19 protein-coding genes and 1 pseudogene are annotated in these 26842 nt (G+C 58.5%); 8 read left to right on the plus strand and 12 right to left on the minus strand.

Features of this window, described 5'->3' with window-relative positions:
* Window positions 1–19: 19 nt before the first annotated feature.
* Entirely contained in the window at window positions 20–511 is a 492-nt protein-coding gene (locus tag ABIC50_RS09325; protein WP_138849935.1) for an Lrp/AsnC family transcriptional regulator, read from the minus strand.
* Between the two features lie 156 nt (window positions 512–667).
* Here ABIC50_RS09325 and glmS point away from each other — a divergent pair, with 156 nt between their 5' ends.
* The gene (gene glmS / locus ABIC50_RS09330) at window positions 668–2497 is read left to right on the plus strand and encodes a glutamine--fructose-6-phosphate transaminase (isomerizing) (RefSeq protein WP_354163339.1); all 1830 of its coding nucleotides are present in this window, start codon (window positions 668–670) and stop codon (window positions 2495–2497) included.
* Between the two features lie 468 nt (window positions 2498–2965).
* Here the strand turns inward: glmS and ABIC50_RS09335 are convergent, their stop codons facing one another.
* The 11 genes and pseudogenes from ABIC50_RS09335 to ABIC50_RS09385 form a co-directional block, all read right to left on the minus strand.
* Window positions 2966–3460 carry a Mov34/MPN/PAD-1 family protein gene (locus ABIC50_RS09335; protein WP_124613845.1) on the minus strand — a complete coding sequence of 165 codons (495 nt, stop codon included), beginning with the start codon at window positions 3458–3460 and terminating at the stop codon, window positions 2966–2968.
* Window positions 3445–5121, minus strand: a complete 1677-nt coding sequence (locus tag ABIC50_RS09340; protein WP_354163341.1) for a ThiF family adenylyltransferase — start codon at window positions 5119–5121, stop codon at window positions 3445–3447. The genes ABIC50_RS09335 and ABIC50_RS09340 overlap by 16 nt, the downstream gene beginning before the upstream one ends.
* A gap of 7 nt (window positions 5122–5128) precedes the next feature.
* Window positions 5129–6301, minus strand: coding sequence for a CBASS cGAMP synthase (locus tag ABIC50_RS09345; RefSeq protein WP_354163342.1), 1173 nt, complete (start codon window positions 6299–6301; stop codon window positions 5129–5131).
* Window positions 6301–7323, minus strand: a complete 1023-nt coding sequence (locus ABIC50_RS09350; RefSeq protein ID WP_354163343.1) for a CBASS cGAMP-activated phospholipase — start codon at window positions 7321–7323, stop codon at window positions 6301–6303. Before ABIC50_RS09350 ends, ABIC50_RS09345 begins: the two co-directional genes overlap by 1 nt.
* Window positions 7324–8021: 698 nt before the next feature.
* Window positions 8022–8282: a hypothetical protein gene (locus tag ABIC50_RS09355; protein WP_354163345.1), complete on the minus strand. Its 261-nt coding sequence runs from the start codon at window positions 8280–8282 to the stop codon at window positions 8022–8024.
* Between the two features lie 103 nt (window positions 8283–8385).
* Window positions 8386–10734 carry a TnsB C-terminal domain-containing protein gene (locus ABIC50_RS09360; RefSeq protein WP_354163346.1) on the minus strand — a complete coding sequence of 783 codons (2349 nt, stop codon included), beginning with the start codon at window positions 10732–10734 and terminating at the stop codon, window positions 8386–8388.
* A gap of 129 nt (window positions 10735–10863) precedes the next feature.
* Window positions 10864–11598, minus strand: coding sequence for a PDDEXK family nuclease (locus ABIC50_RS09365; RefSeq protein ID WP_354163348.1), 735 nt, complete (start codon window positions 11596–11598; stop codon window positions 10864–10866).
* Between the two features lie 197 nt (window positions 11599–11795).
* The gene (locus ABIC50_RS09370) at window positions 11796–12770 is read right to left on the minus strand and encodes a hypothetical protein (protein WP_354163691.1); all 975 of its coding nucleotides are present in this window, start codon (window positions 12768–12770) and stop codon (window positions 11796–11798) included.
* Window positions 12771–12890: 120 nt separating this feature from the next.
* A pseudogene (locus ABIC50_RS09375) lies at window positions 12891–13418 on the minus strand (TniQ family protein); the annotation flags it as partial.
* Entirely contained in the window at window positions 13327–14391 is a 1065-nt protein-coding gene (locus ABIC50_RS09380; protein WP_354163349.1) for a TnsD family Tn7-like transposition protein, read from the minus strand. The pseudogene ABIC50_RS09375 and the gene ABIC50_RS09380, both read right to left, overlap by 92 nt.
* Window positions 14392–14761: 370 nt before the next feature.
* Window positions 14762–16093, minus strand: coding sequence for a hypothetical protein (locus ABIC50_RS09385; RefSeq protein WP_354163350.1), 1332 nt, complete (start codon window positions 16091–16093; stop codon window positions 14762–14764).
* A gap of 917 nt (window positions 16094–17010) precedes the next feature.
* Here ABIC50_RS09385 and ABIC50_RS09390 point away from each other — a divergent pair.
* The 7 genes from ABIC50_RS09390 (at window position 17011) to ABIC50_RS09420 (ending at window position 26291) form a co-directional block, all read left to right on the plus strand.
* A complete protein-coding gene (locus ABIC50_RS09390; RefSeq protein ID WP_354163352.1) occupies window positions 17011–17547 on the plus strand; it encodes a DUF6471 domain-containing protein in 537 nt (178 codons plus the stop codon).
* Window positions 17548–17908: 361 nt separating this feature from the next.
* A complete protein-coding gene (locus ABIC50_RS09395) occupies window positions 17909–18244 on the plus strand; it encodes a hypothetical protein (RefSeq protein ID WP_354163354.1) in 336 nt (111 codons plus the stop codon).
* Window positions 18228–18428: a BPSL0761 family protein gene (locus ABIC50_RS09400; RefSeq protein WP_354163355.1), complete on the plus strand. Its 201-nt coding sequence runs from the start codon at window positions 18228–18230 to the stop codon at window positions 18426–18428. Before ABIC50_RS09395 ends, ABIC50_RS09400 begins: the two co-directional genes overlap by 17 nt.
* A gap of 494 nt (window positions 18429–18922) precedes the next feature.
* Window positions 18923–21736: a type VI secretion system Vgr family protein gene (locus ABIC50_RS09405; protein WP_354163357.1), complete on the plus strand. Its 2814-nt coding sequence runs from the start codon at window positions 18923–18925 to the stop codon at window positions 21734–21736.
* Window positions 21733–23298 carry a hypothetical protein gene (locus ABIC50_RS09410; protein ID WP_354163359.1) on the plus strand — a complete coding sequence of 522 codons (1566 nt, stop codon included), beginning with the start codon at window positions 21733–21735 and terminating at the stop codon, window positions 23296–23298. Before ABIC50_RS09405 ends, ABIC50_RS09410 begins: the two co-directional genes overlap by 4 nt.
* Before the next feature lie 3 nt (window positions 23299–23301).
* A complete protein-coding gene (locus ABIC50_RS09415; protein WP_354163361.1) occupies window positions 23302–24291 on the plus strand; it encodes a PoNe immunity protein domain-containing protein in 990 nt (329 codons plus the stop codon).
* Between the two features lie 896 nt (window positions 24292–25187).
* Window positions 25188–26291, plus strand: coding sequence for a peptidoglycan-binding domain-containing protein (locus ABIC50_RS09420; protein ID WP_354163362.1), 1104 nt, complete (start codon window positions 25188–25190; stop codon window positions 26289–26291).
* Window positions 26292–26842 lie beyond the last annotated feature (551 nt).

Here is a 26842-nt window from a genome sequence, read left to right on the forward strand (position 1 = left end):
ATGACGCGTTCGCCTCACGCTATGCGCGCTTGCGCATCGCATGCGCGACCCGCGCGTTCGCCTCGAACTTCGCGCGATGCGTCGAGAAGAACGTCCGCACGTTGCGCACGTTCGAGGCGCCGGTGAACAGCCGCCGCGCGAACGCGTCGTATTCGGCGACGTCGGCCAGATCGGCAATCACCACGAAATCCGGCCCCGGCGACACGCGGTAGCACTGCGTGACCGCCGGCTCCGCACACACGTAGGCTTCGAACGCGTCGTAGTCTTCGGCGGTCTGCCGGTCGAGGCTGATCTCGATCAACGCCGTGACCGCCGTGCCGATCGCGACCGGATCGAGCACCGCCACCTGACGGCGGATCACGCCCGCCTCCGTCAACCGCCGCACGCGGCGCATGCAGGTCGGCGGCGACGACAGCGCACGCTCGGCCAGTTGCAGGTTCGACACCGATGCGTCGTCCTGCAGGATCGCGAGAATGCGCAGGTCGAGATCGTCGAGCGTGATGCCGGCCATCCGCGGCTCCTTCCGGTCAGGGTGTGAAATTTAATTTCAATATTATAGCCGATCGCCGCCTCGTTTCATTTATTGATGTATTTTGAAATTTAATTCCATAGACTCGCCTCTACCATCGCTGTCACGGGTCCAGACAGGACATTTACGGAGCGCGATATGTGTGGAATTGTCGGGGCGGTTGCCCAGCGGGACATCCTGCCGAACCTCGTCGACGGGCTGAAGCGGCTCGAATACCGCGGCTACGATTCATGCGGCGTCGTGGTCTATCGCGACCGAGCGCTGGCACGCGCGCGCAGCGTCGACCGCGTCGCCAACCTGCAGCGCGAGATCGCCGCGCAAGCACTATCGGGCTATACCGGCATCGCGCATACGCGCTGGGCAACGCACGGCGCGCCCGTCACGCTCAACGCGCATCCGCACTTCTCGCCGAGCGACGACAACGCGCGCATCGCGCTGTCGCACAACGGGATCATCGAGAACTGCGATCAACTGCGCGCGGAGCTGCAGGCGCATGGCTACGTGTTTGCGAGCCAGACTGACAGCGAGGCGATCGCGCACCTGATCGATCACCTGTACGACGGCGACCTGTTCGACGCGGTGCGCCGCGCGGTTGCACGACTGCGCGGCAGCTACGCGATCGCGGTGATGTGCCGCGACGAGCCGCACCGGATCGTCGGTGCGCGCGACGGGATGCCGCTCGTCGTCGGTGTCGGCGATGGCGAGAATTTCCTGGCTTCGGATGCGATTGCATTGTCGGGCATCACCGATCGCATCGCGTACCTGGAGAACGGGGACGTCGCCGATATCCAGCTGCATCGCTACTGGATCGTCGATGCGGCCGGCCAGCGCGTCGAGCGCGCGGTGCAGCGGGTGGCGGCGCACAGCGGCGCGGCCGATCTTGGGTCGTATCGCTACTACATGCAGAAGGAAATCTTCGAGCAGCCGCAGGCCGTGGCCGATACGCTGCTCGACGTCGCGTCGATCATGCCGGAGCTGTTCGGCGACGGCGCGTGGCGCGTGTTCAACGACGTCGATTCGGTGTTGCTGCTCGCGTGCGGCGGCAGTTATCACGCGGCGCTGACCGCGAAGTACTGGATCGAGAGCATCGCGAAGCTGCCGGCGAGTGTCGAGATTGCGAGCGAGTTTCGTTATCGCGACAGTGTGCCGAATTCACGCACGCTCGTCGTCGCGGTGTCGCAGAGCGGCGAGACGGCCGACGTGCTCGGCGCCGTGCATGTCGCGAAGCAGCGCGGGATGATGCATACGCTTGCGATCTGCAACGTCGCGACGAGTGCGCTGATGCGCGAATGCGCGCTGCAGTTCGTCACGCGTGCGGGGATCGAGATCGGCGTGGCGTCGACGAAGGCGTTCACGACGCAGCTCGTCGCGTTGTTTCTGCTCACGCTGGCGCTTGCGCAGGTGCGCGGGCGGTTGAGTGAAGACGAGGAGAAGGCGCATCTGCGTGCGCTGCGGCATCTGCCCGATGCGATGTCGAAGGTGCTCGCGCTGGAGCCGCAGATCATGGGGTGGTCGGAGTTGCTCGCGCGACGCGACAACATGCTGTTTCTCGGACGCGGGATGCATTATCCGATCGCGCTCGAAGGCGCGCTGAAGATGAAGGAGATTTCGTATATCCACGCGGAGGCTTATCCCGCGGGGGAGTTGAAGCACGGGCCGCTGGCGTTGGTCAGTAATGAGATGCCGGTTATCGCGGTGGCGCCGAATGATGCGCTGCTCGAGAAGCTTCGGTCGAACATGCATGAAGTCAGTGCGCGCAATGGCAGGCTTTTTGTGTTCGCGGATGTGGACTGCGGGTTGGTGCCGAGCGAAGGGATCGAGGTGATTCGGCTCAACGAGTACTACGGGCCGCTGTCGCCGATTCTGCATACGGTGCCGATGCAATTGCTGGCTTATCACGCGGCGTTGGCGCGGGGGACGGATATTGATAAGCCCAGGAATTTGGCGAAGTCGGTGACGGTGGAGTGAGGGGCGGGGGCGATTGGGTATTTGTGCCCAGATGCATTAATTTCGGTTACAAAGCCTCGATTCAGTTTTGGTTACGCAGCTCTTTCCGGCCGCTGAGCCGCACCTGGCAAGCGGTAACCAAAACTAATGCCTCACGGGGCGATGGAGCATTTTCTAGCGCCCTTCGTTTGCGCACGGCATCCCGGATTTCGCCTTCACGACGCATCAGCCCAAGGAAGCCGCCGTCGAGCCAAGAGGACTCCACGCGAGCCGTGCGGCGAGCGACGCCGACCGAGCATATGTCTTCAGCAGCTGCGCCCATGGAGGAAGATTTGAAGCATGGGCGCGCGATAGATGATGCCGTTTAGACGCTTAGGCAGCGACGGACCAGGGCGCATGCCATCACATGACCCGAACGCTCTCCGGCCGTCAATGTTCCACCTTGAGGTGACATCCTGCGGCTTCACCATTGCGGTGAACATTCGTCCGCTATTCTGTTCTACTTTCGCTAGGCACGTCGGCAGTTTCCCCACGCAGTTCGCCACGTCGGCCCGCTCCGACCCACAGCACGTTGCGAGTACCAAGAATCAGAAACATCATGGACTCGCTTTTTTTCGCGCAAATCTTTCGCCATTCCCCGGTGTCGATTGACGACGGTGTAGGGACAGCTTCCGGATGGGTATGCCACTCACCGAGGTAGTCCATTGTCTCGCGCTCGGCTTTCCAGAGGTCAAGGGCTATTTTCTGATGCCCATGTGCCTGTCGTCGAAAACCGTAACGGTGTTGGGTGTCACCTGGTTGTGGAGTCGTCACCATCGACACGTGAAGATGCAAGCCCCGTCGATAGCCCAGCAAGATGCCACCGGACTCTGGCGCTGTAGGGTCCGTTTGCCGAAAGCCCATCAACGTCGACAGTACGAACGGTTCAATCAGAATTCGCGCGTCTTCGTGGAACGGGTGTCGAAGAATCAGAGCTGCTGGCATGCGGGACATCCGTTCGTCGGGGCGATATCCTGGTTCTTGATGCGTTGGGCATCAGCCGTTTCCAGATAACGGGTACGAAATCTTGGGCTGACTGCACCCTTCAGCCAATCACTGACCATATCGGCAGCTAATGCCGCCGCGGACATAGGAGCAGAAACCGCATAGGGAGTAAACGAGCTACACCCCCGGAATTTCGTTCGAGGCGGATTCGTCAGGACCGGGAACCGGTCCTGACGATAGTTGGACCCGATTCCCTGACGCAGACACTGAAAACAGCCGAACTTCGATGAATCGGACCACAGCGCCTGGACACACTCACCGTTCCCCTTTACCCACACGTACAGAACGGGTCCAAGCCGATGTGCCATGTGCGAGGCATTCACGAGACTGCTCAGGGCCTCTTCCCCGGTCGCTTCAATGATGAGGTCCGTCGCAAAAAACTGGTCGTTCAATCTAGGCGTGTCCCACTGTGCCTCGACCTGCAGATACGGAAACTGCCGAATGAGTTCCTCGCGAAGAGCAACGGCCTTGTTCTGGTACAGAGACGGAAATCCCAGAGCGTGCCGTCCCAAGTTGTCAGGCTCAAGCTGTCCTACGTCGACGAGTCGCAACAAGCCACCTTTCCCGGTGCCAACGCCCAGCCGTACCAATGCCTGCGCCAGATACCCGCCAATCGCTCCACAGCCTATGAGCGTCAGCCGCTTTCCAACCAGACTAGGAAATTCCAAGTTTCGCGAGTGGATATAGGATGGGCCGATTTCGTCGAGCCGAAGTCGCAAAACCACTGCGTCCCCACCACCGTTGTGCATGTAGTGCCGATAGTGCTTCGGCGTGTTGGCGTAGCCGATGCGATGCCGCCTGTCCAATGAAAACGCAACACCGAGGCGCCCTACTGGAGTCGTGATAGCAAGAACACAGCCTTCGCGAGAAAGGTACGTCTTATCGGAACCCAGACGATGCTGAATCGCATTGGCGAGGTCACCGTCCCACAACTTAACCCACGTAAAGAACTGCTTGATGGTTGCTGGCAGGCAATCGACCGACGCGCCAGGCGGCTTCTCGCTTGTGAACAAAAGACACGTGAAGGCACCCTTGACCAGCCTCTCAGCGTCGACGCCCGTGGCAATTCGTTGTGCGGCAAAGATATCCTGCGCAATCAGTGCTCTTCGGCCCTGGCCGGTCTGGTCCAGCAGGAAATACATTGCAGATTCGGCTTGGGGCTCGAGCTCGTCGACCAATACAGGGTAAGCCGCCGGCTCCTGTCCCACGGTCCAGTACGCGATGAACTCATTGGCAATATCTTGTTCTCGCCCTTGCCCCCGCGCGATACGGTTCAGCACGTCGATGGCGGCGTGGAGGCACTGATGGATAGCCACGTCGGGTTGAAACCGGTCGAGCACAACGGAGCCCGGGGCTAGGTAGCACAGGCCGCCCAGCGCGTCGACATGTTGCAGCAGTTGCGGCGTGCCAACTGGCCGCTCGAGCAGTGTGATACGCGGGTAGTGCAAGAAGTCCCAGTCCTCAACTTCAAATCGAATTGGAACTTCCCCGGTGTCTGTCTTAAGGCGCCCCTCGAAAGCGCGAACACCAGAGCGCGCTTTGACCGGCCGCAGCCCATATTGCGTCAGCAAGGCCAGAGTACGGCCGTACCTGCTTTGCATCCTCTGGTCAGCCTGCGCTCGTGGCCCCAACCACGGGGGGAGGCACCGTGACCGCCGGGACCCGACGAATGTCATCCCCTGACGAGTCGACGTCAATCCAGCCCGGGTGATTCGGCAGCCGGTCACCCAGTTGGGCTTGCAAAATCATGATGACTCGGGTCGCTTGCGCAACGCTATGCTCACGGGCGTGCTTCAGCGAATCTGCCAACTCCTGTGCAAGACGAGACGCTTCAAGGCGCTCGTCCGCGTCAAGTCGATTGAAATCGTCAGCTCCGTTGTCGATACCCGGCTCCCGAATGTCAGTCAACAGAGCTTTCGCGAGTGTCAGTGCAGCACGCTCAAGCGCCAAGTCGTCACGAGACGGGACGGGCTCGAAGTTCTGGGCCACGGCAATCATGATGGATACGGAAGTCGGACCTTTTTTATCCCAACGATAATCCCGCCAGGCTTTCAGAAAGCGGCAGACTCGCTGAAGCTGCACTCCATGCTCTTCAATCCGGTCCAGGAACCACTTGGCCACGTCGTTCGGGTCCGAAGCCACCCATTCCCCAGAGCGAGTCGCCAGTACGATGCCTTCCATCTCATCCCAGGATTGGCCGACCAAGTCGCCCAGATTAGCGCTTTCAGCAAAATCCGCCGAATCCATCGCAAAGGCCTTTCGCATGGCTGCGGCCACACGGACCTCATATACCTTCTTGAATTCAGCTTCAGACGCGGCGTAGAGCGGGACGTCAATATGTGCCCAAGCCGACACATTGACGCGAATACAAGTCCCTTTGGACTTGTCCAGCGTCCAACCCTCGTCGTCGCAAAGCTCTTTCAGAAGCCGCTCCACCAGCATGAAGTACGCCTTGGCCATGTAGATAGGCGGACCGTTCTCTTCCCAAACGGTAACAGGGAGGTAGATTCCGAAATCCCAATCCATTTCCTGCGGCGGCAACGTGCAGGGATGCACGCAGGTTCCATAGGCCCAGGACCCTTGAGTGCGAAACCGCGGCGTAACCTGTCGCTCCATACCGAGCACTGTCGTGGAGACCTTCTCGATGGCTGGGCGCAGATGGTCACGAATCTTGTTTTTGCACGACACCAGAAACCGGCGTTGCTCAGGGGAAACGGCAATGTTGTCGGCAAAAGTGCCGCTCTGCACTGACGAGTAAAACAAGCGATGAAGTTTCAGCATTACGCCACCTTAAGAATGTTGGCGCGAGGGCCATAGTGATAGACCGGCGAAGCTGCCGTGTAATCCATAAAATTCTTGAAGGCAGCGCTTCCTACGAAATCCTTTGCAGCTTCGGCAGCCGACCCGAGCAGCACTTCACGGGCCGCTGCGTCGGCCTTATCGAGGGCAACAGCCTGTGCCCGCTCGTCCGTAAGCACGTCATCGATATGAACGTACTTGCCTTCGGGAAACTGATGCTCGAGCATTTTGTTCGTCATCGCTTCCTGTGCAGAAATACTCAGCCCGAAAAGTCGTTTCGGTGCATTGACCGGCCACCAGCCGCCCCAATCCATCGTTCCGCCGGAGCGATTCCGTTTGGGATTGACCGTGAATTTGGAGGACATCGTTCCGATAGAAAGCACCCGAACATCGCTCTCCGCGCGAGAAACGCCAAAGAACTTATAGGCCTCGTGAACGCCAAGCAGTCCGGGAGCGTTTGCAAAGAGCCCGCCGTCTACATACTGGCAGTCGTTGAAAAAATAACGGGGAAACACGATGGGCGCCGCACTGGTCGCCATCGCGACATCCACTATGCGATGGCGATGGTCCGTCTTGAAATCTGCGTGGTGCGGGGTCTTGAAGACGACCGGCAGGCCGCGCGTGTAATTGATAGCCGGCACGATAACGGGGTGCAGGCATTCGCCAATCACGCGCTGACCAAAAACATCGTCACCTGACAGGTAACGAAACAGCGCGTCGCTACTGTACTGGGAGCGGGAAAAACCTCGAACGGAGAAGCGCTTGCGGAAGATGGCTTCCCCGTGTTGTTGGAAAAGCTCGACCATCCTTTGCGCCGGAATCTCAAGCGCAACCGCGAGTGCCAAGATGCCACCGATGGACGTACCGGTAATGAGGTCAAAGCGCGAGCCAATAGGTGCTTCGATTTGCCGCTCGATTTCCGCCAGGATTCGAGCCGTGAACAATCCCCGATAGCCGCCACCGGACAAGGCGAGGACTTGAAATCGCGGCTTTGCCTTATCCATCCACTATCCCTGAGCAAATAACGCGGGCCAGAATGGCCGCGCCAGTTTTTGACACGAACTAGGGACTGCCGCCACGCAATGCCGTGGCTCACAACGAATTGGCACTCTAGCACCACAAGTGCTAGCCATACTATATGCGCCATGTCATGCATGGTCAAGGCACTAGATATAGTGTTGATGCGTTGACAGACACATCTTTGGCGCAACCCACTCCTGGCCTCACGCACGCAAACGTTTGCTCGCAGAAGAGTCAATATTTTTTTATGTCGTCGGTCTTTCAGGTTTCCGGAAGCAATCGGTTTTGAAGGCCGTCATGATGGGAGCAAAGCGGTGAATCTTGGTGCAGCATCCGGGGGCGCTGCACTCACGACTCATCGACGTGTGGCTGAACACGCGAGCGTTATCGCCTCCTCATGAGGATGCCGGTAACGGGGAAGCAGTCGCTAGCGCCCTCTCGGCCACACGACATCGGGGGTCATCCTATGTCGTTTCTTGTAGGTTACAACCGGCTTCGCAGGCGCCGCATTCAGTGCATGTGGCGACTCGAGGTGTTCGTCGAGCATCTCCTGCAGCGCGAAACCAAAGCCCTGGATTTGGTCGCGTTTGGTCGAAGTTGACGTGCCCCCATGCTGGCTAGACACGAGGAGGTCGTCTAGGACTTTGGTGGCCTCACTTTCGCCGATTTGCAGGGCTTGCATCTACGCCGTAGCCTGCATGTATCGGCGCTCTTCGAAACTCCTTTCGTCAAGGTCGGAATCCCAGAAGGTCTCGTATGCGTGTTCGCCACCGTAATATTCAAGAGAGTCGAACCAACTAGTGAAGCCGTAAATCCGTGCAAGCAGATTCAGTGACGCGTAATACTGTTTGACATCCCATCTGATATGCAGACGCAACTGTCTTGCCATCGCTTTGAACCACTCGATTGATGGCGCAAAGAAGACTTCTTTAACTTCGTCCATTTGATTCTCTTGGTGCGAAGCCCGCATCGAACCGATGAAGGGCTCCAAGTCTACGAAGTTCGAGTCGGAGCTGAGCCGCCCGACCGAAAATAACCGACTCGCTTCAGCGCTGCTCAGGTGCATCCGGATTCGACTTCCGCGCAGAAAGACGCTGCGCAAGCCGACGCAAGTAGGACGACTCGGCGACTGAAGAGGGTGCTGCAAGCTGCGCGGGCTCCGTCCCATGAACTTCAACCCCAGCATCTGCGATGCCGTAAGCCGTTGCCTGGGCAACGCCCCGGCGGGCGTTTTGCTTCGCTTCGGCGTTCGCCCTTGCGCTTCTCCCGGTGACGCCTTCGAGCCCACCCATTTCGTTTCCGGCGCGAACGCCCTCCGCTCTGACGGCACTCGCATGAACCCTGGCCGTAACCCGGTTGCGACTCGCTCGGCGGCCAGGCTTGAGCTTTTCCTCGCGCCATGAATCGTCAGCGTTGAGCAACTCCAGTCCTTTCCAGGTTACCGAGCCAATGCTGCGGGCATCCTCTTCGACGAGGTTCAGCACAGACGTCGCACCATCAGACTTTTGCCAGAGCAGGATGAGTGGATGTCCGTCCAGGCGTTTCACTCGCACGGGTAAAGGTTCGCGCTTTCCAAGCTGTCGCACATGCTCATTGAAATGCTCAACGAGTTCATCGGAGCTGTACCGCATCGACATGAAGTTGACCAGACCTCGCTGGCATATACGGGGCTGCCACGGGACAAACCGCTCAAATACCTCCCGGGGTGTGAGCTGGCGACGGGCGTCGCCGCGGCGTTGCTCCTGGGTGTATTTGAAGATGGCCGCCGGGGTCACGCCAATGCGGGCCTCTCGCATCTCGTACGACCTCAAGCGCTTTTTGTTCGTGAACAGGTTGTAGTGCTGGATTGCCTTGAGCAGCAGGCGTTCAAACTGCTCCAAGGGGATAGGCGCATTCTTTGCCCTCTGTCGCCGTATCTCTTTGGATAGGTGGTCGGTCGCTCGGGTGTACGCGCTGTCTTCGCCGAGCATCATCCGAATCATCAAACTGTTGACGCCTTCTCCAATGCCCTTGAGGTCCCCGCGACCGGGCGGTGGCAGCATCCTCATGAGACCCATTTCGTCGCAAGCAGCTACGATGACTTGTTCTGAAGCACCAGCTCCGTTGTCTACGAAAATCGCATCGACGTTGCCGTGAAGTAGCCCTTTGGTCGACGTTAGCCCGAGTTCCAGCGCACGCTGGGCCTTAGGCAGAAAGACGGATGCGATGCACCGGCGAAAAGCCTCCGCATTCTCCCCCCTGATGGCAAGCTCGTAACCGAGAATTGCCCCGGACGGGCGTGAGACGGCGAACATCACCGTCATGTGAACACTTTCAATCCGGCCGCCAACTCGAGCAGCTACGCCAATCTTCGCCACGAAGCCGTCGACATCGAGAATCTCGATGAGTCCTTGTGTGAGGTGGCTGGCCTGACCGGCGCGGGCGTCGTTGTACTGCGCTGATAGCCGTTTTCCGTTCCGCAGGCGCTTGAGGTCAAGGTTGGGGATGAGCCGCTTCGTCGCGTGATAACGGAACGACCGAAGACTAGGAATGAGGCGCTTCGGCCATTTCGGATAGTCCACGAGAACCATGCCGTCATAAGCCTCACGTATGGTGCAACGTAACTGCACCCAACGTTGTTCCAACGTCCGAATAAATTTGATTTCGTCGCTCGGCCTGACGGGATGACGCCGTGCGTGACTGTCTGTACCAAGCGCCTTGTTCCTTGATGCAATGCGGGCTTCACTCGCTGATTTTGGCCCCGGCTTTTTCGGGTTTATTCCCACGCGCGACATTTTGGGATGCCCCTGCCGGAACGTATGTTTCGCGAGCGCGTTCGGATGGCCGCCGTTGTGCACAAACTTGTGGAACAACTTTCTGACAGCGGTCTGGAATCCATGCGGCTGAGCAAGTGCAGCGACTACGCGTTTCAGCGCCGCTGAGCGAGCACCGTCGCTCACCACCACCAGGTCGTTGAAAATGAAATCCGAAGGATTCCCTTTTCCGACCGGGTCCAGATACGCGAACGCCTGCACAATCCGCGTGCGCTTATCTATCCCCTTCACGGCGCTCGGTCTCAGTTTGTCGCGCGTCACTTTCATCTCGACGGGCATGATAGTGTCGTCGACCAGATAGATGTCGTCGAGCGGCTTGTCTTTCGCGTTCTCATGCCACGTTTCCCAGTAGCCGACATCCTTGGGGGTCCCCGAAGTGACTCGCAGTACGTGGAGGGAATTGTTGTATGGGTTCCAGGCAACGGACCGGTAGATTACGTTATCACCATCGCGCTGCCGCTTGAAAGGGGTGAACCGACCGAGCTGGTGGGGCCAGGTAGCCGACTGGAATTCGAGCAGTTGTGCAAGCAGTTCAGGGCTCGGTACCGGCGGCTTGATGAAATCGGAAGAGTTGGGTTGCATTCTTGCCTCGAATTAAATAGCTACGCAAAACGACGTCATTAACGTGTTTCTAGAATCGGAGGACGAGCGAGGCCACGGCCAGGTAGACGGTGGCCTCGGCGACTTGTGGGGTTACGTGACTGACCGGGTCTAACAGAGCAGGTGCAGTGGTAAGTCCACCCGCAGGTCCTTTGAATGGTCGACCGTCAAGAAGCCATACGACACGGCGACGGCAAACAGCTGATGCGCGGCATCGTCGCTGATGCCGACGCGTTTCGAGATGCGCCTGAGCACGGAGCCCATCGTACCCCGCGTGCTGCTCCGAAGTAGCTTTTTCGCAAACCAATGTGCGTCGTCGTAGTTCAACGCCACATCCTGGTCGCGCACAGTTCGATACATACAGAAGTTATTCGCGAATTCCCGCTGGCTGACGGCATCTCCGCGCATCAACTCCCACGTCCAGCCACGAGATGCAAGGGCGTTCTGCTCGCGGTGCTCCCGGTCGAGGTCATTCTGGTCCGGCACGTAATCTGCTGGCTTGATGGAGATTCCGTGGTAATGCAAATCGAGGCTCCCTGGCATCACGTAGGTAACGATGACATCAATGGTCATCATGTCTGTGCGCAGCAGGAGTTCGCCCTTGCTTTGCGCGCGGTGTAGGGCCTCGACGTCGTAGATTCCATACTGGTCTCGCACATCAATAACGTAAGGATTGAATGCAAGGGAGAACAGGATGCGCTGTTCGTTTCCCGATAGCGCCTCGTAGCGTCGGCGGAATTTCATCCCGCGAAATGTCGAACGCGTACTCAACGATGGCTGGCGGGCCTTGAGCAATGCTTCGTATGCAACTCCGTGCGGCCAGCCGTACTTGTCGGTGGGCGGCAATCGGGCGTCTCTCGGTGTGACGAACGGGCGCGCGAGATTCGCTAGCTTGAACTCGCCGGCGGACGGCCTTTCGTTCGTGGGACGATGTCGTGAAGCTAGGGGTGGCCAGACTCGCAATAACTCAACGTTTTTAGTAGGGAGAGAGCCATGTGCTTCCCTGCGCGCGGAAACACTATCCATGCCGGGTACGGAGACATTCATCGTGCGGCTCCTTGTCTAAGCAGCTTGCGGACTGTCACGTCATCCATTTCGTCGATTTGTTCTTTGGTCAGTCGCGGCATCGTCAAGACGGTCGCGGAATTGGAGAGCATCAGCAGGCGGCGGCGTCTATACGCTGGCATGCACTCCTCACTCTGCGCGAGTGCCAGTTTTGCGAGCGGCAGTCGGTCGCGGATTTGATACCAAGCGACGTCCATGCGATGTCCGCGTATCAGGGCATGCCGTGTTACTCGCCCAGGGAAACCCTGTTCGAAAAGTCGCTTTGCCGTCGCACGTATGTGCTCGGCGTATGACCGGTCCAACGCAGAGTCGTAAGCGCCGGCGCGCGACGGAGGTACGTCTTCGCCGGCTGCAATCAGCTTTGTGCGAGTGAGAAATTGAGCTGCGGTAGCAGGTAGACGACGCATCAGTTGCGAAAAGGTATCGTCGGGATGCTTCCTTCGAACGTCCCGATACATCCCTGCATAGTGCTCGAACCACCGGTCGTGGTGTTTGTCCATCCATCGGGCGCGGTATGTCCTGAATCTCGAGTAATTGCTTCGAGCACTCGCGTTCGTAGTTTTCGTAGATGGTGCAGCCTGATGCTCCTCAGAATTCATAGTCGAGCAGGCACCTTCAACTGCCTCCCACGTTCCGTAGAGCGCAATCAGCAATGCGACGTTTTGCATCGGGTTGCGGTATACGCCCTTCCCACGCAGAATGGTCCCGACGTAGCCGCGTCCGACCAGAAGCGATGTCCGAGAGATTAGTCGCGCGTGCGGGGTCTCTTTAAAATAATCTTCGGTGTGACGCCAGTTAACGCCACGGTCCTGCGTCAGTCCAAGCTGACGGGCGGATTTTCCAACGAGGGTCGCAAAACCCACGTGGTTGAGTTGCGGCATGTAGTCAGGTTGAAGCAGTCTCGACGCGGCCTTCGCCATCTCAATTTCCGATGCCGTTTGGGCGTCGGTCAACGTGGTCGCTCGGCGCTGAGGCCTGAGTCCACAGCCACAATGCCTGCCCGGGTGAGTTGTCCAATTCGGATAGGTCCTGAAGTCGCTACACGTCTCACACCGGACGTGCAACGGCAGGTGATGGCGACCACAGAAGAGAACGCCAGGCACCAGGTGGTCCCGTCTCCAATAAGGATTGCCGCACGGCGCGATATCATCCTTGATGCACATCGGACAGCAAGCGACGGCCGCGCGCGCCCAGCCAGAACGCGGCCCATTGAGCCCGACTAAGGCCGGTAAGCCCAGTCTCGGCGCGTCAAGACAGTGGGCTTTGAGAATGTGTTGGTCGTCGGGGGCCAATGCACGATTGAATAACGGCAAAAGCATGTTGCCACCGAGAACCTTATCGAGCGGTCCAACCAGGTCTCCAAACTGGTCGATAAGCTTGCGCATACCGCTTGGGAACAACAGGGCAGTTGGCGTCAAGTCAACGCAAGCGAAGCTGCGAAGTCGCGCGAAGTAGAGGGGAAAGTGCTCGCCATCGGCAATGGATGTCATCACCATGGACGCGAGGGCTTCATTCGCTTGCATATCTAGCGGACTCCTCGCGTTGATAGCGGACAACGGTTGAAATCCGCAATCTGGCTTCGCGTGCGACCGACGCCACATCAGTCGCCATTCCCTTCGCCGCAAGCCCCGAAATGGCTCGTGCTAGTCGGCGAGCGATGAAGACCTCACGACGTGCGGGCAACTGCGCAGCTTTTCCCGCGCCATCGAACACTTCTGTTGCACGGTCGAACAGGTATTGATTCATTCCATAGGCGAGACGCATCTGGTATGCCGACGGAAGCGGCTCGCGGCCAATCGCGCCACGGTGCACGGAACGCTCAGCTGAAACGATTGCGCGTGCGAACGGCGCCGACGGCATGGCGCGGGTCTTCCGACCGCGGGGTTGCCGAGGGGCGACCTGATGGCTGACGAGCCAATCACGGTCATATCGATATAACCAGACCCAAAGAGCTGGCTGCCGATGCCGAATCTCATTGCGTCCCATGCCTGCGCACTGCATTTGATGTCGCAACCACGCAGTTCGTTTTGCGTCACGTGTATCCATAGCAGGTTCTGCGTTGCCTACATCAGGGCTTATTGCATGCGACCTGATAGGCAGTGTGTCCAACTCCACCGACAGCCACTCAAGGAGTATCAAAAAGACCGGATGTATGGCTCTCGCCTCGCGGTTCAACAGATAAGCACTGGTCGCTGCAACATCCGTATTCGCCAACAGTTCGTTAAGACGAATGTCTTCGAAGCCATCCGAAAACGCCCCGGCGAATGCGCTTCGTAGCGCGTCCAGTCGACACCTTCCGGATTCGGAGAGGTACTGTTTCTCGCGTAGTCGCCGACGTACACTTTCCCGGGTGTACTCCGATGAACAACCCTGCGCCATGGCATGAGCCAACTGTGCGTAGCGAGATGCATTGCGCGCCGCATTGACGCCGGCGTTGAACGCAAGCCTCTCTTCGAGGGAACTGCAATCGTCGCCACTGACCAGCTTGCAGCCATGAATCGGACAGCGACTAACGAAATCAATGCAGTGCATGCAATACGAAATCCGACGCCCATGCATCTTAGTGGCCAGCATCGCGCATTCGGGACACTGCAGGCCGTGGCGATTTCCGCATTGGATGAAGGGTCGCAGCCGAGGACAGCAAGTTCGGGAATGCGGGCCATCCACCAACTGGGCGACTAGCTTCTGTTGCATTAGCGGATTCATTCCCCGGGAATACAAGGGGGCGAGCGAAAACTTTGACACGACTTCTTCGGGTGTGCCGTATGCTTGCTCCGTTGCGTCACAGAACAACTTCGCCCGCGACGGCAGGGTCCCGACTAGTGGGGCGCAACGACGATAGCAACGCGCAGAAAGGTAGCGAGCCGCTGCGGAGCCTGTCGCAAAAGCAGCGGCCTCGAGTAGACTCGTCGCTGTTTCACCGGCGGTAGCAGAGACATAGGCGCTAAGCATGGTTGCCCCCCAGCGTCGACACGTCGGTGATTCGGAATGCTGGATTCGTCTCGTCCAGTCCCGGCACCGACTGCATCATCGGTTCGACAGGAAGCCAGTCACCATGACGACGAATGCTGGCAGTAGTGAATGAGCCTCCTTCGCGCAGTTTCCTGATTGCACGCAGATGTGGCCATTCAAGAGCAAGGGCATTCTTTGCCAACTTCAGAAATTCGTCCTTGCCAGGTCGCCTGAAATCCTCTTTCCGGCTAACACTCATGATATGAATGCATGCCTTGACCGCAAGCTCGCTGAGTCCGCAAGTCAGCCACCACATCGTTTCAGCGAACCATTCCGGTTCGCCAAAACCCATACAGCCCGTCAGATACGTCGTGTAGAGATACTCGCACGTCAGGGACCACTGGGCGGAGTGCGGTTCTGCGGACGCAATGTTGTACCAAGTGTTCCCGGCGAGGAGCGCAGCAGCGGTGCTCTGCTCGGAGAGTGCCGCAGCCGCCCCGGGCGTTACAAGGCAAACAATCGGAATACCGGTGTCTGCGGTGAAACGCGCCAAGATTGCCCACAAGCTTTTGGCCAGCTTCGTGCTTGCGTTGCGCGTATTGATTTGCTCCACAATCAGTACGCCGATGTTTGCTGCAATCGCATAGGCCTGCAAGGCCGGCCCGACCTCCTCTTCCCCGCGATGAAATGGGCCGCGAAGACGCGCTGAATGAGTCATCTTCATAGCGTCGTCGAAGTAGCGGAGGAAGAGCTTTCCAAACGAGCGCGGCGCACCGTTTTCCGGGAACGGCACGGTCAGAGATGGCAGCCGCGTGTATCGAATCGTCCCACCTTGCGGGACCGCAATATCAATTCTTTCGTATTCCGTACCAAACATGCGTTGGATGGCTTTTCGAAACGCCTGCTGGCTCATCCCGGCTGGAATAACGACGACATGGCCGCGCGGCCCAGCGTTGGCGATGGTAATTGGCGCACCCTCCAATGCATGACCATGCCGGTCGGCCGAATGGTTTATGTACATGGCCGCGGAGACCGTCTTGCGTCTGAATTCTTCAGAGTTCAAGTTGCGCTCTGTCGCGCTTTCGGTAGCCGAGGCAAAAAGTTCGACTGCGAATCGGGCATGCTCGAACGTAGGAATCTGAAAATCGGTTACGCCGATACCGGGCTCCCCCAGCCGCTCCGAGGGGATGCACTCCATTGCGTCGTAACCGTCGTCAAGCGTGGTCACGTCCCTGGCAAACCGCGCGCACGGATTGGACTGGTCTGGGATGTCCGCGAGTCGAGCGCTATTCAGGACGCCCGTGTCATCGATGGTCAGTTGCATGACGGCACCTGACCGGCTGGCGAGAACCGTGCGGCGGCGCCAGGCATTCGCTGGCACTCGCAAGAACGAACCGCGACCCGCCCGAAGCACACACGCAACCGGAGGGAAAGTCGCTGCGCCGGCTTGCGGCGGACAGTGCACGTAGATTGCGGCCCCAACGCTTCAGTTCGCGGGGCTGCGGTGCCGCTGCTGTTGCAGCGGATGGAAAAGTCGCGCGCAAGCATACGCGGCGACAAACGGGGTGTCGTCATAATTGCCTCTCAACGCCCGGTTACGGGCGTGACTTGACAAGGCGCGCTCCGTCTGGCAATCTGACGCGCGTGAGTGAGCGTAGATGTGCCTTTCGGGGTGCACCACGTGTGAGACGGCGTTCAAGGGGCCAACCTTGGACGCCGTTTTATTTTTGGGTCTGTATTCCGCTACCGGGTTCCTATCAAGGCGTCAATGCGCTCAAAATTGCCTGACATTGGTTTGAGTTGCAGGACTCTGCATTTCTCGATATACTATTAACTATCCGGGGCAGATTTCCGATAGCTCGAGGTTATGACAGGGTGCGATAGTAGCCGAAGCACTCTATCTTCCGCAAGTCTGTCGCGCTCAGCGACATTGGTCCTCCGCGCCGCACCGGATTCCCTGGCGGCCTGCATCTCCCTTCTTTTTCTTGCCGGCAAAGTGTCGATGCCGCATTCATCCGAGCCCAACGACGCGAGAATTTCGCGGGCAGCGCGGCATTTGAGCTATCGCAGCTCGTGCGCGGACTGTAGACGCTGCCGCTTCCCATCTAGATAATCTAAGTCGACGGGTGCGCACAGCGCGCGCCTTCCTGGCGCGCCGTGTTATCGGAAACACTGTTCCAAGAGTGGACGGAGTTCAATGCCGATACATTTGTATCTACAAAGATAGTCGATTCTACAAAGATGACAAAGACTCTTGTGAGCGAGGAAGATGCGGTGTGGGGAGGACTAGCCTCCCGCGTCATCCGGGTCGCGCTTGAGCGAAAAGGACTGACCTATGCCGGATTGGCCGAAGAGCTAACCGCCATAGGGGTCCGCGAAACAGAACGCGCACTTATCTCGCGCCTCGCTCGCGGTACGGCAAAGCTCACTCTTCTGCTACAAATCATTCATGTAACGGAAGCCCTTGCTCCACGCCTTTGGCTCGGACCGTTGGCTCTCTGCGGGACGTGGGAGGGGCGAGCGCAGGCAGTGATTATGGCGGAATTGGGGCAACGGCCATGGGTTACGCCGGACCGGCTCGTCGCCCTTCTCGGGGATATCGGAGTTGCCACAACCGAGCAGCTGCTCGCGTCCCAGTTCTCGACAGGGACGATTCCACTCTCGCTCTTTCTCCAGTGCGCGGTCGTGCTGGGAAGTTGCAGCCTACACAGCTACATCGACTTCGCAGACCTCGCTGCCGCAGTTGATATGGGCGGCCGCCCGCAAAAGCCCGAGTAGCAGAGTCCTTGCGTTCTTCAATCGGTGCGCTAGACTGAACGTATCGATACATTTGTTCCGATTCGTTGAGCGCAATCTTGGTGTCGGCAAGATTCGTCGGCTCGCCAGAACCACCCAATCTTGGGACGTCGCGTTACTGCCACGGTATCTAGCGTTTGGCACCAAGACCTGCGTCTGCGCGTACGTTTTTTTGCTACATACCGCCTGGGGACGGCACGCGCATGGATTCCGGCAACGCAGGGATGCTACGTCGTTCCAATCGGAGATGTATCCGCGCTCGTGCTCGCTTTATGGATGTTGTCCGTAATTCGACACGGCATGTCTGGAACGGTATGAATCTCCTCACCAACAGGAGGCCGCAATGCCCATCTGGAAGCTACCCTCCTTCGCCGAACAGCCGAGGATTCCGCTGTCTCGATGGTCCATATTCGAGACGCAGAATGGGAGCCGGCATTTTGTCGGTGTGGACATGTTGGATTCGTCGGGGCGTGTCAGTTCCGCGATAGTGCGGTTCGACCCGGCAACTATGCAGGGTACAACCCGGAGTGGACGCATCTATGAGTTGGTCGGCAAGAACGGTTCGTCATTGAATGCTGAGTACGTCTGGAAGAAATGGTGCGAACTGAACGAGGTCACGTCATACACCGACGTCACCAAACGTCTGCTTGACGGCGCTACTGATGACGACGCCACGTGAGCGCACGAAAGCCGTTGTGGACACGCGGGAATTCTTGCTGATACTCGCTTCTGCCGACGAGGTAAACGTCCGAGGTCTCGTTCAAACAATGGCGATGCGCCTGCTCAGGCACTATCCGCTGGACATCGACCTCGAAGTTTCGGCCGCTGCATTGCCTGGGGTCTGGGCCATTCCCGAACGCTGACGGTAGCGGTATTGCCTCGTCAAGGCGGGCGATTTATCGGAAGGATTCCGCTGCGATAATGGACTGCGGCCATACTCGACTTCGCACGCATGGGAGTAGTCGGACTTCCGGGCATCGATGAGCGCGACCTCCGGCGAGCCCTACTTCGGCAACACCTTCTCGGTGCTAGCGGCGACATCCTCCACCAGTTCGGTTTGGCGTGTGCACACCTGCTCATGGGTACCATGGCTTGGTCGCGAGTCGGCATATTCATGTCCCGTGAAAATCGGCTGCCGAGAAAGAAAAATTCTTGCTGCCCTCACTCAAAAGCCCGCCCGGCCGGCTTTTGGGGGCGGCGGACCTAAATTTCCTCCGAGTCGCCGATTATTTGCTCATCGTAGCGAAATCCGGTCTGTGACGGCGGTTCCTTGCCTATCATTTTTTATTGTCTACATAGGGTTTCCCCCGTATGATTTTGCTCGGCTTTGAGGGAAGCCGATACAAGGAAAATCAAAATGGGAGCCCAGGACCTTATCGCGTTATTGAATTCGGGGTTACGCCAGTTCGAACGGATTGTGAAACTGGATACCCCCGCCGGGCCGGATGTGCTGCTGCCGCATATCGTGGTGGGCACAGCGGGCCTGGGGCGCAATTTCGAGTACGCAGTCGACGTGGTCTCGCTGCGGGATTCGCTCGAACTGAAATCACTCATCGCGCAGCCAGTCACGCTGTGGATTCAGCAGGCAGACCGGACGTACCGCCCCGTCCACGGCTACGTGCATACGGCACGACGGCTGGGCAGTGACGGGCAGCTCACGGCCTTTCAACTCACGTTCTCATCGTGGCTGCACTTTCTGAAATTCCGCAAGGACGCGCGAATTTTCCAGGACAAGACAGTCGAAAGCATCCTCGAAGCTGTTTTCGCAAAGCATCCGCAAGCCCACGGCGCTTACCGGTTTGAGCTTCAGAAACGCTCGCCGGTCCGCTCGTTCTGCGTGCAATACGAAGACGACTGGAATTTCGTCCACCGGCTCATGGAGTCGGAGGGCTGGTGGTACTACTTCGAACATGCATCGGACGGTAAGGCGCACTCGCTTGTCATTACCGACGATTTATATTCGCTCAAACCGGTTGTGCCTGAGCAGGTCCGGTTCTCGCGTGTAGGGCGCGTGCATCAGCCGGATGCGCTTGTGCAGTGGGCAGGCACGCGAACATTGCAAAGTACGTCGTACTCGACCAGAACGTTCGACTATAAGAACCCCGATGCCCGGAAGGAAAAGTCCTATCCGACCGTCGCGGGCCAGGGCGACCTGCCTCAGCAGTCCGAGGTCTACGAATATACTGGACCATACACGTACCAGGACGAAGGCCGCGGCGAGCAGCTCACCAAGCTCAGGCTGGAGGAATGGGAGTCCCGCGCAAAACGGTTCCGCGGCGTGGGCAGCACGCCAGGCATCGACGTCGGGCAGTGGTTCACCCTGCTGGACCATCCAGAACACGACCGGGATGCCGCCGAGGACCGCAAGTTTGCAGTTGTGGAGGCAACCTGGTACATCCGTAACAACTTGCCGGCGAGCGAAGGTCGCTCATATCCGTACAGCCTGGACGCACGTCTCGCCGAAGTCCGCGATGCTCATTCCAACGCGGCGTCGACGTTCGTTCTCAAGGACAGCATGGGCAGCGAGGGCTTCTTCCTCGTCGAGGTGGAGGCCCAGCGCCGCAAAGTCCCATTCCGTCTCCCGTTCGAGCATCCGAAGCCCGTCATGCACCTCGAGACGGCGACGGTCGTCGCGCCCGGGAACGAAGAGGTCTGGACGGATGCGCTCAACCGCATCCTGGTCCGAATGCACTGGGACCGGCGTGACGGCGAGGCTGCGACATGCTGGGTGCGGGTCGCCTTTTCCGACACGGGCGGCGGCTATGGCAGCGTGCACGTGCCGCGAGTGGGCGAAGAAGTGACCATCGACTGGGTCGGCGGGGACTGTGACCGGCCTATTGCCACGGGGCGCGTGTACAACGGCGCCAATACGCCGCGCTGGCACACCAATGGCATCCTGTCGGGCTATCGCTCGAAGGAATACGGCGGACAGGGCTACAACCAGCTCGTGATGGACGATGCGACGGGGCAGAACAGGCTGCAGCTGTTCTCCTCGCAAGCCAGCTCGATGCTTCACCTCGGATACCTGATTGCCCAGGACGGCAACGTTCGCGGCAACTACCTCGGCAGCGGCTTTGAGCTGCGCACCGATGCCTACGGCGCCATTCGCGCCAATCGCGGGCTCTTTCTGACAACGCACGCCAGCTGGGGCGCGGCACAGCAACTCAATGTGCGAGAAGCTCGGCAGCAGCTCGACAGCGCGCACGGTCTCATCGAGTCGCTGTCCGAGGCGAGCACGACACATCAGGCCGAGAGCATGAAGCTCGGCCAGGACGCCCTCAAAGCGTTCTCGGACGCGACAACCGAAGCCTTCGAAGCCGAGGCATCAGGGGGGCGTACAGGTGGCGGTGGCGTCGGCACGGCAAACGCATTCAAAAAGCCCATCCTCCTGGCAGCCAGCCCTGCCGGCATCGCGCTGTCGACGCAGCAGTCCATACACCTGAGCGCCGATGAGCAGGTCAACCTGGTCAGCGGTCAGAGCACGCACGTTGTCGCCGGCAAGTCGCTCCTCGCGAGCGTGTCCCAGCGCCTCAGTCTGTTCGTGCAGAACGCCGGGATGAAGCTCTTCGCCGCGAAGGGCAAGGTGGAGATTCAGGCGCATTCGGATAACGTCGAGGTGACGGCACAGAAGACCGTGAGGGTGCTGTCCGCCACCGAGAAGGTGGAGGTCGCGGCGAGTCAAGGCATCCTTCTGACCTCGGGCGGCGCGTACATCCGCATCCAGGGCGGGAACGTCGAAATCCACGCGCCGGGCAAGATTGATATCAAGGGCGCGCAGCATTCGTTCAATGGCCCGACGAGCGGCACGTACGACCTACCTGCGCTGCCCAAGGGCGACCTGCACAACAAGCTGGAGTTGAACCTCACGGACGGCAACCTGAAGCCCGTGCCGGGCGCGCCATACAAGGTCGTCTTCGACAACGGAACCACCTTGACCGGCAAACTCGATGCGAACGGCCATGCGCTGCTGCGTGACGTTCCCGATGGCACCGCCCAGGCTTTCTTCGGCGAAGACACGCGCCCATTCGTTCAGCAGCCACTACCCGCGCCAAAGGTCATGGAACAGGACGATGTCCTGAAGGAGCTTCAATCTGCCGGCCACGACGGCATAACGGACCAAAACTTGGTCAGCCTTTTCAATCAGTTCTCCGGCCGCGTCGACCCATCATGAACGACACCGACCAGCAAGCTATTGACGACGCGGTAAAGCAGATTGGCTTGTCGATGGCAGCCAACGCTGTTCCGCTCTTTTACGTGGCTCAGAACGTCTACGATACTTCACAAAGTGTTCTGGATGTATGGAACGCTCGCAACAGTGCGGACGAGATGACGAAGGTTGAAAGTGGTATCGACCTCGTCTTTGCGGTGGTGGGCTGGGTTCCGGTAGTCGGCGCTGGTGTGAAGAGAACTTTCCGGCTGGTGAACCGCAATTCGGAGGTCTATGGGCCGTTGCTTTTCGATATCCTGCGGCTCGTCCTGCAGCGCGCCCATTGCCCGACTAGTCCGGAGCAGCTCATCAACAAGTTGTTTGACGCCTCTGGGCTAAAGAAGCTATTGACCGAGGCGCGCGAACACATAGAGAAGTCATGGCTGTACCGTGACCTTCCGGCTCAAGGGCAGGTAGCTGTCTCCGAAGCGCTCGAATACGGGCAAAACAACTTGCCGTTCTGGCTCACTATGTTCGTCGAGCGCAAGTTGATGCATTGGAGAAGAAAGCAACCCAACTCCTCCGCTGAAGGTTCCGTCGCGCTGAAAAAGGAGACTGAGAAACCAGGAAAGATTGGTGAGGAGGCAGCACAGGGTAAGAATCGCTCAAACACCGGAGCTTCGGGTGGCACCATAAACGCAAAACTCGCTATCGAGGATATATCCAATAAACTAACGGGGTTTGTCGGAGAGCATATCGCGGACTACCACTGCTATGAAGTTCTGAAGTGGGGAAACGGTTGGTCCAAGCACGATGACGGACTCAGTGGAAAATGGGAAATGCCCCCGAGCCTCGAGTCGCTCGGCAAGCTCAACGATGGAACCAAGCTCAACAAGCTGTTTGCGGTGAAGGCACACGGACGAGGCCTTGATGGTGTCTGGCGCGCCAACCCTTCGAATAATCACGGCGAAAAATATGCGCTCGTTGAAGCGAAAGCGTCGAGAGTGATGAATGAGCCGGTCGACGGACAGAACCCAGACGTCTCTGGCAAACTGGGCAAGGCGAAGTTGAAAGTCGAAAAGATTATTGAGACGGTTGTGCCACCTGGCGTTGAGTTGTTGGAACCTCCTGAAGTTGGCAGCAATCCTGGGCGAACGTCCAAGAAGGCTTCACGGAAACAGGGCTCTGACAGCAAGGCACCGACGGACAAACGGACCAAGTCAGATAAGACCGATACGCCGGCCACCACCTCGACTACTTCATCGACCACCGCTGAAGGTCGGGTGCTACCGACGAGCGACAAAATCGCGCAGATGAGTGTCGAGTGGATACGTCAGGTTCTTCCGAAAGCTGTCGGAACTGCGTGGAGCGAGACCATCGAAGTTTCCGGGTATGCCAGGCACATTCTGTACACTCCGTTCTACTCGGCCAGTGCAAGGCAGCACGCAGAAGCGCTGTTGGCAAAGAAAGAACACGACCATCATGACCATTCCGTCCAGCATCATTATCGAGAGGACGAGGTCTTTAAGGCAGTCAACGAGAAGCAGACGCGCCTTAACAAACGATACGGAACCGGGAAGGCTTGAAATATGGATGACTTTTTGAACCGACGTCGCCAGCGCTTTATCAGCGAGCCTTACTACCGCTTCTGGTCAAATTACTACAGCGAAGCTATCGAGCGGTGGGCAAAGCAACTGCCCAAAAATGGCACCGAAGAAGAAAGGCACGCACATGCGGCCGCAAGAAGGGCCGAGAGCCGTTTTGCGTTGATGTTGTTGCGGTACACGGCGGGCGAGCCTATTGTGGAGTTGCGTGAGCAACTCGAGGAAGTCGTCGCCGCTTATGAGGAATATGCACGGCGTCAGGCTGCGGTGCACCGCCCGGGTTGGCCGCCTTTACGACTGAGCGAGCTGGAAGACTACGAGAGAACGGTCCAGCTTATCGGATTAAGCTACTTGCTTCACCGTCGTGACCTTCTCCCGCGAATTGCAGCCATAGAAGACCCGTTTTACGAAGGCGAGGACGGGCTCTATGAAGACCTGCTCGCATATGCCATCAAGGGTCGCATCGACGTTGATACTTGCCTGCATGAGTCGTACATCGATTGTCTCAACAGTATTTATGGTGAGACAGACGAAGAACGGCTCACGGACCTGAATGCTTATTTAGAGCAATGGTATGCCTCGATGGAGGAGGTGTCTTGGCATGACAGTCACCTCAACCTCTCGAACGAATGGGGTTTGTACTTCGGGTACTGGGCTATAGAGGCCGCGGCACTGGTATTCATCCTTGAACTGGACGACACGTCGCTGCACGAGCACATCGTCTATCCGAAGGACCTCGTGGACTTCGCGCGAAGCTACGAGGAGCCTGCAAAATCATCGGATATCGGCGCGGGCCCCCGGACGGTACGAACCGGTCAAGTCTGCCCGGAAACCGGCATCTGGAAGGCGCTGGGCCATCACGTTCCGGGCGTGCTGGTTCAGCAGGGCGAGCGCATGCCCGAGGTGTTCGCGCCTGACAAGACCGGTGCTTACCGTATGCAGTCCGCTCTCTGGGAATTCGAACGCAAAGCGTAAGTTCTCGTGGCTGGCGCTACTGAAGACGTACGTCGGCCGCTCAAGTTGCTGTCGGATTTGCCGATACACCAGAATGGAATGCTGCCGAGTTGGGTAGCAGCAATAGCGGACCAGGAACAAACGACGTGGAACTGAGTCATCAAGGGCGCGGCCTACTGAAAAATCTCCGGCATCTCTTTGTCGGCAATCATGCTCGAGAAGAAGACGTAGTACCCACGGACGAGTCGACTGCGCGCTATCTCGCGACTGCGTTCGTTGTGTGGCGATTCGAGCACGACGTCACGACGACTACGTCGAAAGGTAATGCCGCAATATCCGGCGCACACTTCGGTTATAACTCCGCGGACTTCCAGAATCACCTGCGGATGTTGTGCGAGAAGGCCGTACGTAACCGCGACATTCGCGTTCCGTTCATGCAGTGCATCGATGTCGCCGGCGCGAACGGACTCGAGTTATCGGCAGCAGTCCATCCTGTTCACGATTTCGGCTCTTACTCCGTGTTTCGACAATGCGGGAGTTGCAGCGGTAGCGGCAGAGTGTCGTGTGGAGGCTGCTCGGGCAGAGGACGGAACAGCTGTTCCAGCTGCAGCGGTATCGGCTCGAAGAATAGAACGGTCACGCATACCCGATGGAACGGCAACCGTAACGAGACTTACACGCAAACAGTTCGCGAGACCTGCAGCTTCTGTATTGGCAGTGGACGTGTTGTTTGCGCGCGTTGTGGCGGCTCAGGTAAGCAGACATGCGGTGCATGCGCGGGACATGGATTCTTCACCGACGTTGCTCGTGTTCAAGCGTTGGCACGTCCGTCATGGCACGTGCCGCCCCACCGCGGACTGGCTGCCGATGCGCTTGTGCGAGCCCTTGAGCGAGGAGGACCAACCGGTGCCCGGAGATTGGTCCCGCTCGAACTGACCGGTACGGAGTACAACGACAATGACAACTGGGTCGCGTGCTATGAAGGCACCGCCGACGTTGTCGAACTCAGCCTCACCATTGTGCAGAAGCCGTACAAAGTAGCCGCTGTGGGCAGCAACCTCGTCCCTATCGTGACGCCTCCGATATTTGACCAGTTGCTGCGTGCCGAGTTAGAGCGGATTGCGTCATTGAGCAATAGTAGGCGGGGACGCTCGAAGGTCCGGCGGCAAGCTAAGAAGCTCTTCTCATCACTCTGTGAGTTGCCAGTCCTGGACCGCTCGATGCGCATACTGGCGAAGCTCGACAAGCAGGCCCGAGCAAATCCCGAGCATGCAGTCGCCCGCGCGGCGGAAGGTTTCATCACGAAGGAGGCAGCGGAGTCGATTGGCGGAGCGTTTCTCCACGTACTTGACAAGATTTCGCCGCCAAATTCGCCGGCTGCTTGGGCTCTTGTTGCTGCATTCCCCGCTGTCGCTGGTTTCGTCGTTACGGCCAACAACTTCGCAAACTTTTCGATAGCGAATCCGTGGAGCGCTCTGCTACCTCTGACATTCGCTGTCGTCATTTCAGTGCTGACCATGATACTGGTGTCGCCGCTGGGCTGGATGCTCAGCGCCGCGACAAGCTCGCTTCTGCGGCGCAAGGTTCCAATTGAATACCGCCAGCGCGGGCGCAACTGGGCGCCATTGAAAGGAGCGTGCCTGTTCTCGGCTATTGCAGCCTTTGGTGGCGCGCTGTACGGCGCTGCCGGCGCCATGCACTGGGTGCCAACGGTGCGAGTAGCAGCGACTCCAGCGATTGCGTATGCGATGACGCATACCGCTACGGATTCGCAGGCGCACGTTCTTCTCGCAAAATTCGTGACATCGGGCCCGGCTGGAGTGGGGACTGCAAGGCTAAGCGAAATCGACGTTCGTCGCACGGTCCAACGACAATTGATTACCCGTGGATACCTGCGTGGGCAAGCGGACGGAAACATCGGGCCTCGCACGGTTGCGGCGATAGTGCGCTACGAGCGCCACGAACACCTGAGCCCGGCAACTTCGATGCAGGACCTCATGGCGTACATGGAGCAGCACTAGCGGGAAACCACTAGCCCGAAACACTGCTCTTGAAACATCGTAGCTTGCGCGCGCTGCGCGTCGCTTGGGAGAAGTCACGGAATGAAGGAGTCGACGGAAGGCAAGCTTTGCAGCCCTGCTGTGTGGCCGGCGAGGAAGGACGGGTCGAGCGACAATTTCGCTTGAAGACTGTTCCGCGTTCGAGATGAAAAGCGAGACCGATATCATGTGTTCGCGGTTGGAACGCAGGAATCGGGGGACACCGGGCGCGAGCGCATCGACCTTGTCGCATTTCGAGTTGAAACCGACCGATTCGGTGATTCGTGTGCTCGAGAAGAGGTGTGCTCAATGTCTGCCCACCGCTCGTTCGGATTGACGCTGACGAATGGCTTTGTGATTGTCGAGCAAGAGTCTTTGCGCGGTCTGAATATCGGAAGCTTATGCTTTATGTAGCAGGAGCCATAAAGCTGGATTTTGGGGGGCATCCGTCCGGATTTTTGTTGGCGAACGCTCCTTGATAGCTTAGATGGATGACTTCTCGTTGAGCAAGTTGCCAGCAGTAAGCAATCGCC

Origin of the sequence: Burkholderia sp. 567 (assembly GCF_040545115.1) — a bacterium.
Taxonomy (GTDB): domain Bacteria; phylum Pseudomonadota; class Gammaproteobacteria; order Burkholderiales; family Burkholderiaceae; genus Burkholderia; species Burkholderia ambifaria.

Coding starts and splice junctions, on each gene's coding strand:
- ABIC50_RS09410 (WP_354163359.1), top strand. CDS start 21,733: ATGAACGACACCGACCAGCAAGCTATTGACGACGCGGTAAAGCAGATT.
- ABIC50_RS09325 (WP_138849935.1), bottom strand. CDS start 511: ATGGCCGGCATCACGCTCGACGATCTCGACCTGCGCATTCTCGCGATC.
- ABIC50_RS09360 (WP_354163346.1), bottom strand. CDS start 10,734: ATGCAACCCAACTCTTCCGATTTCATCAAGCCGCCGGTACCGAGCCCT.
- ABIC50_RS09390 (WP_354163352.1), top strand. CDS start 17,011: ATGACAAAGACTCTTGTGAGCGAGGAAGATGCGGTGTGGGGAGGACTA.
- ABIC50_RS09405 (WP_354163357.1), top strand. CDS start 18,923: ATGGGAGCCCAGGACCTTATCGCGTTATTGAATTCGGGGTTACGCCAG.
- ABIC50_RS09385 (WP_354163350.1), bottom strand. CDS start 16,093: ATGCAACTGACCATCGATGACACGGGCGTCCTGAATAGCGCTCGACTC.
- ABIC50_RS09340 (WP_354163341.1), bottom strand. CDS start 5,121: ATGCAAAGCAGGTACGGCCGTACTCTGGCCTTGCTGACGCAATATGGG.
- ABIC50_RS09415 (WP_354163361.1), top strand. CDS start 23,302: ATGGATGACTTTTTGAACCGACGTCGCCAGCGCTTTATCAGCGAGCCT.
- ABIC50_RS09345 (WP_354163342.1), bottom strand. CDS start 6,301: ATGCTGAAACTTCATCGCTTGTTTTACTCGTCAGTGCAGAGCGGCACT.
- glmS (WP_354163339.1), top strand. CDS start 668: ATGTGTGGAATTGTCGGGGCGGTTGCCCAGCGGGACATCCTGCCGAAC.
- ABIC50_RS09400 (WP_354163355.1), top strand. CDS start 18,228: ATGACGACGCCACGTGAGCGCACGAAAGCCGTTGTGGACACGCGGGAA.
- ABIC50_RS09335 (WP_124613845.1), bottom strand. CDS start 3,460: ATGCCAGCAGCTCTGATTCTTCGACACCCGTTCCACGAAGACGCGCGA.
- ABIC50_RS09355 (WP_354163345.1), bottom strand. CDS start 8,282: ATGGACGAAGTTAAAGAAGTCTTCTTTGCGCCATCAATCGAGTGGTTC.
- ABIC50_RS09350 (WP_354163343.1), bottom strand. CDS start 7,323: ATGGATAAGGCAAAGCCGCGATTTCAAGTCCTCGCCTTGTCCGGTGGC.
- ABIC50_RS09380 (WP_354163349.1), bottom strand. CDS start 14,391: ATGCTGGCCACTAAGATGCATGGGCGTCGGATTTCGTATTGCATGCAC.
- ABIC50_RS09395 (WP_354163354.1), top strand. CDS start 17,909: ATGCCCATCTGGAAGCTACCCTCCTTCGCCGAACAGCCGAGGATTCCG.